Source organism: Streptomyces sp. NPDC054961 (assembly GCF_053609145.1).
The window spans coordinates 145,667-158,079 of record NZ_JBSGWY010000012.1 but is presented as its reverse complement, the minus strand read 5'-3'; the positions used below and the strand labels follow the sequence as shown (position 1 = coordinate 158,079).

Sequence of the window (12,413 nt, the reverse complement as noted above, 5' to 3'; positions counted from 1 at the left end):
GGTGGGGGGGGGGCCGGCGCGCGCGCCCCCCCCGGCGGGGCGACGCCCGGGGGCGCGCGCCCGGCGGGGCCCCCCCGCGCCGCGGCGCGCCCCCCCCTCTCCGCGTTCCCGGGGCCCCTGGTGGGCTCCGGGAGCCAGAACGCCCCCACAGGCCCTGTACGGGCCTGTGGGGGCGTTCTGGGACGGTCTGTGTCGATCTCTAGACGAGGTCGCCGCCCGGCAGCTCGACCTTGGCGCCCAGTTCCACGAGCTTGTCCATGAAGTTCTCGTAGCCGCGGTTGATCAGGTCGATGCCGTGGACCCGCGAGGTGCCCTCGGCGGCGAGCGCCGCGATCAGGTACGAGAAACCGCCGCGCAGGTCGGGGATGACCAGGTCGGCGCCCTGGAGCTTGGTGGGGCCGGAGACGACCGCCGAGTGCAGGAAGTTGCGCTGGCCGAAGCGGCAGGCGCTGCCGCCCAGGCACTCCCGGTAGAGCTGGATGTGCGCGCCCATCTGGTTCAGCGCCGAGGTGAAGCCGAGGCGGGACTCGTAGACCGTCTCGTGGACGATCGAGAGGCCGGCGGCCTGGGTCAGCGCCACGACCAGCGGCTGCTGCCAGTCGGTCTGGAAGCCGGGGTGGACGTCCGTCTCCAGCGCGATGGCGTTGAGCGGGCCGCCCGGGTGCCAGAAGCGGATGCCGTCGTCGTCGATCTCGAAGGCGCCGCCGACCCGGCGGAAGGTGTTCAGGAAGGTCATCATCGAACGCTGCTGGGCGCCGCGCACGTAGATGTTGCCGCCGGTGGCCAGCGCGGCGGACGCCCAGGAGGCGGCCTCCAGCCGGTCCGGGAGCGCCTTGTGGTTGTAGCCGCCCAGGCGGTCGACGCCGGTGATCCGGATGGTCCGGTCGGTGTCGAGGGAGATGATGGCGCCCATCTTCTGCAGGACGCAGATGAGGTCCTCGATCTCCGGCTCGACGGCGGCGTTGCTGAGCTCGGTGACGCCCTCGGCCAGGACGGCCGTCAGCAGCACCTGCTCGGTCGAGCCGACCGACGGGTAGGGCAGGCGGATCTTGCAGCCGCGCAGCCGCTGGGGGGCCTCCAGGTACTGGCCGCCCTCGCGCTTCTCGATGGTCGCGCCGAACTGCCGCAGCACGTCGAAGTGGAAGTCGATCGGCCGGCCGCCGATGTCGCAGCCGCCCAGGCCCGGGATGAACGCGTGGCCGAGGCGGTGCAGCAGGGGGCCGCAGAACAGGATCGGGATGCGCGAGGAGCCCGCGTGCGCGTCGATGTCGGCGACGTTCGCGCTCTCCACGTGCGTCGGGTCCAGGACCAGCTCGCCCGGTTCGTCACCCGGGCGGACGGTCACCCCGTGCAGCTGGAGCAGCCCGCGCACGACCCGGACGTCACGGATGTCGGGAACGTTGCGCAGTCTGCTGGGCCCGCTGCCGAGCAGGGCCGCCACCATGGCCTTGGGTACGAGGTTCTTCGCGCCGCGGACACGGATCTCGCCCTCGAGCGGGGTTCCGCCGTGGACAAGCAGTACATCGTCACTGATGCCGGTCATGAATCTCGCGTTCCGGAGAGGGATGGGCGGGGGGCCAGTGAAAAGGGTAAGGGGCAGTACCCCCCTGCTCGTGAAGCTGACGGGGCCGTAGGACTGTCATGAATTCGCCACAACACCCTGGGTGTCCGCCAGGTGGCGGAGCGTCTCCTTCCGCCCTCGGCGCGGCCCGCCGGACCGTGCGCCCCGCGTGCCGCCGCCCCGCGCCCTGAACTGCGTCCGGTCCGGATGCGCCGTCGGCTCCCCCTCCCGGGCGAATGTGGGGGATCATGTCGGCATGACCGAGGTGTCCTCCCTCACAGGGCGGCTGCTCGTGGCCACCCCCGCCCTCGCGGACCCGAACTTCGACCGCGCGGTGGTGCTGCTGCTCGACCACGACGAGCAGGGCTCGCTCGGCGTCGTCCTCAACCGGCCCACCCCGGTGGGCGTCGGTGACGTCCTGCTGCCCTGGGCCCCGCTGGCCGGCGCCCCCGGAGTGGTCTTCCAGGGCGGCCCGGTGGCGCTGGACTCCGCGCTGGGGCTGGCGGTCATCCCGGGCGAGGAGGGGCCGCTCGGCTGGCGCCGGGTGCACGGGGCGATCGGCCTGGTGGACCTGGAGGCCCCGCCCGAGCTGCTGGCGGCGGCGCTGGGGGGCCTGCGCATCTTCGCGGGGTACTCGGGCTGGGGGCCCGGGCAGCTGGAGGCGGAACTGGGCGAGGGCGCCTGGTACGTGGTCGAATCCGAGCCGGGGGACGTGTCCTTCCCCGATCCGGAGCGGCTGTGGCGCGCGGTGCTGCGGCGCCAGCGCAGCGACCTGGCCATGGTGGCCACGTATCCGGACGACCCGTCGCTGAACTGACCCCCGGCCGCCCCCCGCCGCCGGACCGACCCGCTGCCCGGCCCTCGCGCGCGGGGGTCGGTACCCTGGCAGTTATGAGCACTCTTGAGCCCGATCGCGGGACTGGTACGGGAACCCTCGTAGAGCCGACACCCCAGGTGTCCCACGGTGACGGCGACCACGAGCGCTTCGCCCACTACGTCCAGAAGGACAAGATCATGGAGAGCGCGCTCGGGGGCACCCCCGTCGTCGCGCTCTGCGGCAAGGTCTGGGTTCCGGGCCGGGACCCGAAGAAGTACCCGGTCTGCCCCATGTGCAAGGAGATCTACGAGTCCATGGGCCCCGGTGGGGACAAGGACAAGGGCGGCAAGGACCAGTAGGTCCGGCCCGCTCCCCGCGGGATCACGCGGGACGGAGGTCCCCGGTCGCGCCCGTGCGCGGCCGGGGACCTTTTGCGTGCCCCCGGGGCGGGCTAGGGTCGGCCGCGAAAGCACCATGTGAAACGTGCGTTGCGCATCGTGCAACGGCTGGACGCTGGAGGGGTCGAGGCCATGCCCGAGTTGATTCCGGAGCCGCGGTTCGCGCGGTTCCCCCGCGGCGCCGGCACGTGCGTGCTGGACGATCCGCTGCTTGCCGTCGGTCCCGGCGCCGAGGGCGCCGCCCGCTGGCTGCGCCGGGAGCTCGGCGCGGCCACCGGCTGGGAGCTGCCCGCGCCGGTGGCGGGGCAGGAGTACGGCGAGCGCGCGCGGATCCGGCTCGTGCTCCGCCCCGGCCTGACGCGGAGCGTGGGCCCGGAATCGTACGAGCTGCACGTCACGCGGGGATGGGTGCTGCTCGAAGGAGCCGACCCGGCGGGCCTCTTCTACGCGGCGCAGACGCTGCGCCAGCTGCTCGGTCCCGAGGCCTGCCGACGCGCGCCCGTGGCGCCGGGCCACGCCTGGCGGGTGCCGGTGGGAGGCATCCAGGACGGCCCCCGCTTCGGCTGGCGCGGCCTGATGCTGGACGTCGCCCGGCACTTCATGCCCAAGGACGGCGTGCTGCGCTACATCGACCTCCTCGCCGCGCACAAGCTCAACGTGCTGCACCTGCACCTGACGGACGACCAGGGCTGGCGCGTCGAGATCGAGCGCTACCCGAAGCTCACCGGGACCGGGGCCTGGCGGGCCCGCAGCCGGTGGGGCCACCGGGCCTCGCCGCTGTGGAACGAGACGCCGCACGGCGGCTTCTACACCCGGGACGACATCCGCGAGATCGTCGCGTACGCCGCCGAGCGGCACGTGCGGGTGGTCCCCGAGATCGACGTGCCGGGCCACTCGCAGGCCGCGATCGCCGCGTACCCGGAGCTGGGGAACACGGACGTGGTGGACACGTCCGCCCTGGAGGTGTGGGACGACTGGGGCGTCAACGAGAACGTGCTCGCGCCCACCGAGGCCGTACTGCGCTTCTACGAGGGCGTCTTCGAGGAGCTGCTGGAGCTGTTCCCCGCCGAGGTCTCGCCGTTCGTGCACATCGGCGGCGACGAGTGCCCCAAGGCGCAGTGGAAGGCCTCCGCGGTCGCGCAGGAGCGGATCCGCGAGCTGGGGGTGGACGGGGAGGACGGGCTGCAGTCCTGGTTCGTCCGGCACTTCGACGGGTGGCTCGCGCAGCGCGGCCGGCGGCTCATCGGATGGGACGAGATCCTCGAGGGCGGGCTGGCCCCCGGGGCGGCCGTGTCCTCCTGGCGCGGGTACGCGGGCGGGATCGCCGCCGCGGAGGCCGGCCACGACGTGGTGATGTGCCCCGAGCAGCAGGTGTACCTGGACCACCGTCAGGCGGGCGGCGAGGACGAGCCCATGCCGATCGGGTACGTCCGCACCTTGGAGGATGTGTACCGGTTCGAGCCGGTTCCGCCGAAGCTGTCGGAAGAGGCCGCGGCCCACGTGCTGGGTGCGCAGGCCAACGTGTGGACCGAGGTGATGGAGACCCAGGGCCGGGTCGACTACCAGGTGTTCCCGCGGCTCGCGGCCTTCGCCGAGGTGGTCTGGTCGCGGCTGCCGGATCCGGCGGAGCGGGACTATGCGGACTTCGAGGGGCGTATGGGGACGCACTACCGCCGCCTGGACGCGCTCGGGGTCGACTACCGGGCGCCCGGCGGACCGTTGCCCCGGCAGCGCCGCCCCGGGGTGCTCGGACGCCCGATCGAGGGAGCGCCCCCGAACGTGTGACGGGCCCCGCGCGGGCGGGCCGGGGGCCGGGGTCCGCGGCCCGCGGAGCGGCGGCGCCGCGCCGCGGTGACACCGCTCGGGCGGGGAGTGCGCGGGCGGCCGACCCTCGCGTCCGGTGCTCCGGAAGATGTGCCAGAGTTGCCACGTCCCGGCGGTGAGCACGTACCGTACGGCGGACAGGCGCGAGGGCCGGTACCGGGACATCGGGAAGGGGCAGCTGGGTTGACCACGCACGCACCGCACACACCGCAGGCACGGGATTCGCAGGGTCCCGGAGGCGACCCGCAGGCGGGGAACGCGGCGCAGTCCGCGACGCAGTCCGTGACGCTGCCGACCACGCTCGACGAGGCCGTGGCGGCGCTCGCCGCCATGCCCGCCGCCGTCCCCGTCGCGGGCGGCACCGACCTCATGGCCGCCGTCAACGCCGGACTGCTGCGCCCCGCCGCCCTCGTGGGCCTCGGCCGGATCAACGAGATCCGCGGCTGGCAGTACCAGGACGGCCACGCGCTGCTCGGAGCCGGCCTCACGCACGCCCGGATGGGACGGCCCGACTTCGCCGCCCTGATCCCGGCCCTGGCGGCCGCCGCGCGCGCCGCCGGGCCCCCGCAGATCCGCAACGCCGGCACGCTCGGCGGCAACATCGCCACCGGCGCGCCCACGGGTGACGCGCTGCCCGTGCTGGCCGCGCTGGAAGCCGTGCTCGTCATCGTCGGTCCGGGCGGTGCGCGCCGCGAGATCCCGGTCTCCCATCTGCTGGCCGGGCGGGAGATGCTCCGCCCCGGAGAGCTGATCGGCTTCGTGCGGGTGCCGTTGCTGCACGCGCCGCAGGTGTTCCTGAAGGCCACGGGGCGTACGGGGCCCGGGCGCGCGGTGGCGTCCGTCGGGCTCGTGCTCGATCCCGCGCGCCGGGGCGTGCGCTGCGCGATCGGCGCGGTCGCCCCGATGCCGCTGCGGCCGCTGGAAGCCGAGCAGTGGGTGGCTTCGTTGATCGACTGGGACGGGGACCGCAGTCTGGTTCCCGAGGCGCTGGAGGCCTTCGGCGAGTACGTCGCGGCCGCGTGCGTGCCCGACCAGGGGGAGCCGGTGGCTCCCGCAGTACTGCATGTGCGGCGGACGGTGGCCGTACTGGCACGGAGGGCCCTGGGGAGGGCGCTGAGCTCATGAGTGAGAACGAGAACACGGGTCCCGCGGGTCCCGCTTGGGGCTGGGAGCCGGTGCCGCACGGCGGCGAGTACGACTCCGAGTCGACGGCTTTCGTGAAGCTGCCGCAGGACATGCTGGACGCGCTCGGCACCGGCGAGCCGCTCGCGGCGCCGGGCCACGGGTACGTGCCGCCGCCGATGATCGTGCCGCTGGGAACGGTGAGCACGGATCCGTCGGCCACGGGGACGTGGTCGATTCCGGTGCAGTGGCCGGAGGCAGGTGCGTCCGACGCGGGCGGTACCGGCGGTACCGGCGGCGGATCCCAGGCCGGGGCGCGGGCGCCGATCCCGGCTTCGGTGCCGATGCCGGCTTCGGTGGCGGCGGCGTTCGCGGAGCCCTACGGGGACGCGTACGCGGAGCCGTACCCCGCCGAGCCGTACGCGGAGCCGCTCACCGAGTCGTACGCCGAGCCCGTCGCGGACGGGGACGGCCGCGCGGGCGAATCGGGGGAGACCGCCGAGTGGCGCTTCCCCGAGGCCGCCCCGTCCGACGTGTGGGTATCGGGCGGCACGGGTGACACGGGCAGCTTCGGGCAGCTCGCGGCGTCCGCCGACTGGAGCCAGGCCCCCGCGACGCTGCCGGGCGGGGCCGCGGCCCCGTGGGCGAGCCACCCGGACTTCGAGGCCGCGCGCGGTTACGCGGCGCAGCAGCCGGGGCAGGCCGTGGGCCAGGGCTCCGGCCAGGACTCCGACATGGGCTCCGCGGCGGGCTCCGCTGCGGGCCCGGGGTCGGCGGCCGGAGTGCTTCCGGATGCTCCCGGGAACGGGACCGGAGCCGCAGGCTCCTTCGGCGGCTCCCTCGGCGCGATGGCGGGCCGCGGGCCGCGGGTGCTGGGCGGCCCGGGGGTCGGGACCCCGCTCCCGGGGGAGTACGCCGAGCCCGAGGGGGAGCCGGCCTACCCGGCTCCGCAGGACATCGAGGCCGCCCACGGGCCGGCCCGGACCCCGATGACGGGGGAGCGCCCGCATCCGGGTGCGACGGAGCCCGAGCGGGCGGAGTCGCGGGCGCTGGCGGAGTCGCACGCGGAGTCGCGGGCGCTGGCGGAACCGCACGCGGAGTCGCGGGCGCAGGCGGAGTCGCAGGCGCAGGCGCGGGAGCCCGAGCGGGACCAGGAGCCCGAGCGGGAGCCCGACGCGGGACGGACGGCGCCGGGCGACGGCGTGCGGACCTCCGGCGAAGCCGGGGACGCGCCCGTGCGGGCCGAGGGCGCCGCCGACAGCGCTGTGGCGGCCGCCTCCGCGGAACCGGGCGAAGGGATCCCGGCCGGGGAGGCGACGTACGCGGACGTGCGCGCCGACGAGCCCGACGGGCGGGACGCCGCCGCCGAGGACGCGGCCGCCGACGCGGGCTCCGTGGCCCATCACGAGCACCCGCCGGCCTCCTACGTCCTGCGCGTCAACGGCGCCGACCGGCCCGTCACCGGCGCGTGGATCGGCGAGTCGCTCCTCTACGTGCTGCGCGAGCGCCTCGGCCTCGCCGGCGCCAAGGACGGCTGCTCGCAGGGCGAATGCGGCGCGTGCGCCGTGCAGGTCGACGGCCGGCTCGTGGCGTCCTGCCTGGTCCCGGCCGCGACGGCGGCGGGCAGCGAGGTCCGGACGGTGGAAGGCCTGGCGACCGACGGGGAACTGTCGGACGTGCAGCAGGCGTTGTGCAGGTCGGGCGCGGTGCAGTGCGGATTCTGCGTGCCCGGCATGGCCATGACCATCCATGATCTGCTGGAAGGCAACCACGCCCCCAGCGAGCTGGAGACGCGGCAGGCGCTCTGCGGCAACCTCTGCCGCTGCTCGGGCTACGCGGGGGTCATCGACGCGGTGCGCGAGGTCGCGGCCGAGCGCGAGGCGGCGTCCGAGGCGGCCGCCGCGGCCGCCGCCGAGGCGCGGATCCCGCACCAGGCCCCGCCGGGCGAGGGCGGCGTCCACGGCCTGCACGACGGTCAGGGCACGCTGGGCGGTCAAGGCACGCTGGGCGGTCAGGGCACGCTGGGCGGTCAAGGCACGCTGGGCGGGCAGGGCCTGCACGGGGCCGGGGCTCAGGGCGGGCACAGCACCTACGGCGGCCAGGGCGAGAGCCCGGGCCATCTGGGCACCGACGGCACCGACGGCAACGACCAGGGAGACACGGCGTGAGCGCCCACGACGCGGCGACGGTACCGACGGGCAGCGCGGCGGGCGCCGCCCCCTCCTCGGCACTCTCCGACGGGCCGGGCCGGGCCGAGGGGGCGGAGCAGGACGTCCCGCGCGGCATCGGCGCGTCCGTCCCGTCCGCCGACACCCGCTCCAAGACCGAGGGGACCTTCCCCTACGCCGCCGACCTGTGGGCCGAAGGCCTCCTCTGGGCCGCCGTGCTGCGCTCCCCGCACGCCCACGCCCGCATCCTCTCCATCGACACCTCCGCCGCCGTGGACATGCCCGGCGTGCGCGCCGTCGTCACCCACACCGACATCCCCGGCGCCACCACGCACGGCCGCCGCGTCGCGGACCGGCCGGTGTTCGCGCACGACGTGGTCCGCCACCACGGCGAGCCCATCGCCGCCGTCGCCGCCGACCACCCCGACACCGCGCGCCTCGCGGCCGCCGCGATCATGGTCGAGTACGAGCTCCTCGACCCGGTCACCGACCCCGAGCAGGCCTTCGGCGCACCCGCCCTGCACCCCGACGGCAACCTGATCCGGCACATCCCGCTGCGCTACGGCGACCCGGAGGCCACCGGCGAGATCGTCGTGGAAGGCCTCTACCGCATCGGCCGCCAGGACCCCGCCCCCATCGGCGCCGAGGCAGGGCTGGCCGTGCCCCGCCCCGACGGCGGCGTGGAGATCTACACCGCCTCCACCGACCCGCACACCGACCGCGACCTCGCCGCCGCCTGCTTCGGGCTCGACCCGGACCGGGTGCGCGTGGTCGTCACGGGCGTTCCGGGAGCCACCGCCGACCGCGAGGACGCGGCGTTCCAGCTCCCGCTCGGCCTCCTGGCGCTCCGTACCGGCTGCCCCGTCAAACTCGTGGCCACCCGCGAGGAGTCCTTCCTCGGCCACACCCACCGCCACCCGACCCTGCTGCGCTACCGCCACCACGCGGACGCGGACGGCCGCCTGGTCAAGGTCGAGGCCCAGATCCTGATGGACGCGGGCGCCTACGCCGACGACTCCTCGCAGTCCCTCGCCGCGGCGGTGGCCTTCGCCTGCGGCCCGTACGTGGTCCCGCACGCCTTCGTCGAAGGCTGGGCGGTCCGTACGAACAACCCGCCGTCGGGCCACGTACGCGGCGAAGGCGCCCTCCAGGTCTGCGCGGCCTACGAGGGCCAGATGGACAAGCTCGCCGCCGCCCTCGGCATCGACGGGGCCGAGCTGCGCCTGCGCAACGTCCTCGCCACCGGCGACCTCCTGCCCACGGGCCAGACGGTGACCTGCCCGGCGCCGGTCGCGGAACTCCTGCGCTCCGTCCGGGACTACCCGCTGCCCGCCCTGCCGAAGGACACCCCGGAGGAGGACTGGCTGCTCCCGGGCGGCCTGGAGGGCGCGGGCGAACCGGGCGCGGTGCGGCGCGGGGTCGGGTACGGCGTCGGCATGGTGCACATGCTCGGCGCGGAGGGCACGGACGAGGTCTCCACGGCCACGGTGAAGATCGTCGGCGGTTCCGCGACGGTCATCTGCGCGGCGGTCGACACCGGCCAGGGCTTCTCCACGCTCGCCCGCCAGATCGTCCAGGAGATCCTGGGCGTGGACGAGGTGGTCGTGGCCCCGGTCGACACCGACCAGCCGCCGGCGGGCGCGGCGGCGCACGGGCGCCACACGTGGGTGTCGGGCGGCGCGGTGGAACGGGCCGCGAAGATGGTCCGGACCCAGCTCCTCCAGCCGATGGCCCACAAACTCGGCATGTCCACGGAGCTCCTGCAGATCGCGGATGGCCGGATCACGTCGTACGACGGGGCGTTCTCGACGACCGTCGCGGAGGCGATGGAGGGCAAGGAGCTCTGGGCGACGGCCCAGTGCCGCCCCCACCCGACGGAGCCGCTGGACGCGGACGGACAGGGCGACGCCTTCGTCGGCCTGGCCTTCTGCGCGATCCGCGCGGTGGTGGACGTGGACATCGAACTGGGCGCGGTACGGGTGGTGGAGCTCGCGGTCGCTCAGGACGTCGGCCGCATCCTCAACCCCCGGCAGCTGGAGGCCCGTATCGAAGCGGGCGTCATCCAGGGCGTCGGCGCCTCCCTGACGGAGAACCTCCGTACGGCGTCGGGCCTGATCCGCCACCCCGACCTGACGGGCTACGCCCTGCCCACGTCGCTGGACGCCCCGACGGTCCGCATCGTCAAACTCGTCGAGGAACGCGACGTGGTGGCCCCCTTCGGAGCGAAACCGGCCAGCGCGGTCCCGGTGGTCACCTCCCCGGCGGCCGTGGCCTCGGCCGTCCGCGCGGCCACGGGCCGCCCGGTGAACAGGCTCCCGATCCGGCCATCGGCGGCGGTTGCGGTGCCCAACTCATGACCTTGTGACCCTGATTGCACCTGCAACCCGGAACTTGGGTCTGTCGGACTCTCTCGATAAGGTGATCGGGGACACCGGCGACGTACGCGTGCGAACGCGTGCGAACGAGGTGTGAACGGGGACGGGGAGCGGGGAGGTCGTTATGGCAATTGACTACGGACCGGGCGTGCTCGGCGTGGACTACGGCGTGGGCGTGGCCCTGCCGGGGGCCGTGGGTGCGATGGCCGTCGAGTACGAGTCGATGACCGCGTACAAGAAGCGGGTCGACGGACTGCTGTCGAAGCTCAACGAATCCCCGGCGAGCGACAAGAAGCTCGCGGACGGCACCCTCCCGACGGACTCGGTGGGCGAGGGCTTCGCCGAGGCCAAGCGCCTGTTCACCGCGTACACGAACACCCACACGCAGCTCTTGGCCCTCTCGAAGGGGCTGGCCGACCAGATCGAGGCGCTGGGCATCGCGATCCAGACGGCGGGGAAGGGGTTCGGCGGAGTGGACGAGGAGACGCAACGGCGCATGCTGGCGATCAGCAAGCAGGCCGAGGTGCACTACGTTCCCGAACGGGACCCGATGGCTCCGCCGCCCCCGCACAGTTCGGCTTCGCAGGGATCCGGTCCGGTCGATACACAGGTGGAGGGCCTCTGATGGCGACCAACTTTGAGGCCCACACGCACCAGGAGCTGCTGGCCATGCTCGCCTCGGCCAATGCCGACACCCTCAAGACCCGGGGTGCCCAGCTGACGGACGCCGCAGCGGCCATCAAGGAGATCGGCGAAAGCCTCAAGGACCACCGGGTGACCGGCTGGGAGGGCGAGTCGGCCGCGGCCTTCCAGGAGTGGGTCAACCAGACGGGCAATGCCACGCTGCGCCTGAGCGAGTACAGCGCCGCGGGCGGCAAGCAGATGACCCAGGCCAGCCAGGTGGTGGTCGAAGTCAAGGCCAACATGCCTTCGTACGACACCGGGGCGGCCGCCAACCTGGAAGCGGCCCGCAAATTCCACAACGACCCGGACTCACGGGAGATCGGGCAGCAGGCGAACTCGAAGCTGGTTGGTGACCACGAGCTGGCTGCCCAGCAGATGGCGAAGCTGGCGCAGGGGTACGAGGCTTCGGCTACCGGCATGGAAATGGCGGAGATTCCGACTTTCCCGAAGCTACCTGAGCCGTTCGTTCCACCGCCCATCGCTGGCGGTGGGGACCTCGCACGGCCTGGCGGCAGCGCTGGAGGTGCCGGATCGGGCGGTTCTTCGCACGCATCCGTGGCGCCGACCCCCGGTGGCTCTTCGTACGAATCCGGCTCCACGTCTGGACCCCATCCGTCGCCGGTCGGTACGGCGTACCCGCCGACCGGCTCGACGCCGGGCCCCGTTTCGGTCCTCCCGGACCGCGAAGTCGGCGTGGGCCTCGACAACGTCGCCACCCTGCCGGACAGGACTCTGCCCCCGACCACGGGTCTGCCCGGAAGCATAAATCCGGTGGGACCGAGCGGCGGCACTCCGGGCATCGGCCCTGGCGGCTTCGTTCCGCCTACGACGCTTCCGCCCGTCGGCGGTCTGTCGAAGCCTGGTGGCGGTCTCGGCCCCGGCAGTTTCGTACCCACGGTCCCTGGTACCAGCGGTCCCGGCGGGATCGGGGGGAAGGCCGGAGGTCCGGGGCCCCTCGCAGGGCTGCCCCCGCGCGACAGCGGGATCGTAGGCGGCCGGCCCGTGGCGTCGGCTGGACCGAATGCGAGCATTCCCCGGGGCACGGTCATCGGGGCTGAAGGTGCCCAGGCGACCGGCCGCGGCATGGGCGGCATGGGCGGCGGTATGGGCGCTGGAGGCGGTGGCGCGCACGGCGGTGTCGGCGGTTCCATGGCCGGTCGTCGCCTCGCGATGGAACCGGGCGGTGTCGTCGGCGGGCGTCAGCCGGCTGCAGGCGGTCGCTCGGTCACGGGTGGTCAGCCGTTCACCCAGGGTGGGTCGGGGCTGGTTCGTGATGGATCGGGTGCCGGCTCGGCTGGTCGCCCGATGGCTCACGGGGGCGCGGGTGCGCATGCGCCGGGCAGGCGGGGTGCGGACCAGAACGGCGAACGCCCCGACTACCTGGCCGAGGACGAAGAGACGTGGCAGGGCGACCGTAATGTCGTTCCGCCGGTGATCGACTGAGTGGAGCGGACGTTGCACGGG

At 74.2% G+C, this 12,413-nt stretch carries 9 protein-coding genes; 8 read left to right on the top strand and 1 reads right to left on the bottom strand.

Going from position 1 to position 12,413, the window contains the following annotated elements; all coding sequences use genetic code 11:
• Positions 1-199 precede the first annotated feature (199 nt).
• On the bottom strand, positions 200-1,543 hold the full coding sequence (gene murA, locus ACWF9Z_RS14490) for a UDP-N-acetylglucosamine 1-carboxyvinyltransferase (protein ID WP_453601808.1): 1,344 nt from the start codon (positions 1,541-1,543) through the stop codon (positions 200-202).
• Between the two features lie 274 nt (positions 1,544-1,817).
• Between murA and ACWF9Z_RS14485 the strand changes: the two genes are divergently transcribed.
• From ACWF9Z_RS14485 to ACWF9Z_RS14450, 8 genes are all read left to right on the top strand, one after another.
• On the top strand, positions 1,818-2,378 hold the full coding sequence (locus ACWF9Z_RS14485) for a YqgE/AlgH family protein (RefSeq protein WP_453601805.1): 561 nt from the start codon (positions 1,818-1,820) through the stop codon (positions 2,376-2,378).
• A 74-nt stretch (positions 2,379-2,452) separates the two neighbouring features.
• Positions 2,453-2,737: a DUF3039 domain-containing protein gene (locus ACWF9Z_RS14480; RefSeq protein WP_328298939.1), complete on the top strand. Its 285-nt coding sequence runs from the start codon at positions 2,453-2,455 to the stop codon at positions 2,735-2,737.
• A 171-nt stretch (positions 2,738-2,908) separates the two neighbouring features.
• The gene (locus ACWF9Z_RS14475; protein WP_453601802.1) at positions 2,909-4,561 is read left to right on the top strand and encodes a beta-N-acetylhexosaminidase; all 1,653 of its coding nucleotides are present in this window, start codon (positions 2,909-2,911) and stop codon (positions 4,559-4,561) included.
• Positions 4,562-4,783: 222 nt separating this feature from the next.
• Complete coding sequence (locus tag ACWF9Z_RS14470; RefSeq protein ID WP_453601799.1) at positions 4,784-5,725, top strand: FAD binding domain-containing protein; 942 nt, start codon at positions 4,784-4,786, stop codon at positions 5,723-5,725.
• The gene (locus ACWF9Z_RS14465) at positions 5,722-7,890 is read left to right on the top strand and encodes a 2Fe-2S iron-sulfur cluster-binding protein (RefSeq protein WP_453601797.1); all 2,169 of its coding nucleotides are present in this window, start codon (positions 5,722-5,724) and stop codon (positions 7,888-7,890) included. Before ACWF9Z_RS14470 ends, ACWF9Z_RS14465 begins: the two co-directional genes overlap by 4 nt.
• On the top strand, positions 7,887-10,247 hold the full coding sequence (locus ACWF9Z_RS14460; RefSeq protein ID WP_453601794.1) for a xanthine dehydrogenase family protein molybdopterin-binding subunit: 2,361 nt from the start codon (positions 7,887-7,889) through the stop codon (positions 10,245-10,247). Before ACWF9Z_RS14465 ends, ACWF9Z_RS14460 begins: the two co-directional genes overlap by 4 nt.
• Before the next feature lie 142 nt (positions 10,248-10,389).
• Positions 10,390-10,890 carry a hypothetical protein gene (locus ACWF9Z_RS14455; RefSeq protein ID WP_453601791.1) on the top strand — a complete coding sequence of 167 codons (501 nt, stop codon included), beginning with the start codon at positions 10,390-10,392 and terminating at the stop codon, positions 10,888-10,890.
• Positions 10,890-12,392, top strand: coding sequence for a WXG100 family type VII secretion target (locus ACWF9Z_RS14450; RefSeq protein WP_453601788.1), 1,503 nt, complete (start codon positions 10,890-10,892; stop codon positions 12,390-12,392). Before ACWF9Z_RS14455 ends, ACWF9Z_RS14450 begins: the two co-directional genes overlap by 1 nt.
• Positions 12,393-12,413 lie beyond the last annotated feature (21 nt).

Excerpts from the sequence above, each read along its gene's own strand:
- murA (WP_453601808.1), bottom strand. The coding sequence starts at position 1,543 with ATGACCGGCATCAGTGACGATGTACTGCTTGTCCACGGCGGAACCCCG.
- ACWF9Z_RS14485 (WP_453601805.1), top strand. The coding sequence starts at position 1,818 with ATGACCGAGGTGTCCTCCCTCACAGGGCGGCTGCTCGTGGCCACCCCC.
- ACWF9Z_RS14480 (WP_328298939.1), top strand. The coding sequence starts at position 2,453 with ATGAGCACTCTTGAGCCCGATCGCGGGACTGGTACGGGAACCCTCGTA.
- ACWF9Z_RS14475 (WP_453601802.1), top strand. The coding sequence starts at position 2,909 with ATGCCCGAGTTGATTCCGGAGCCGCGGTTCGCGCGGTTCCCCCGCGGC.
- ACWF9Z_RS14465 (WP_453601797.1), top strand. The coding sequence starts at position 5,722 with ATGAGTGAGAACGAGAACACGGGTCCCGCGGGTCCCGCTTGGGGCTGG.
- ACWF9Z_RS14455 (WP_453601791.1), top strand. The coding sequence starts at position 10,390 with ATGGCAATTGACTACGGACCGGGCGTGCTCGGCGTGGACTACGGCGTG.
- ACWF9Z_RS14450 (WP_453601788.1), top strand. The coding sequence starts at position 10,890 with ATGGCGACCAACTTTGAGGCCCACACGCACCAGGAGCTGCTGGCCATG.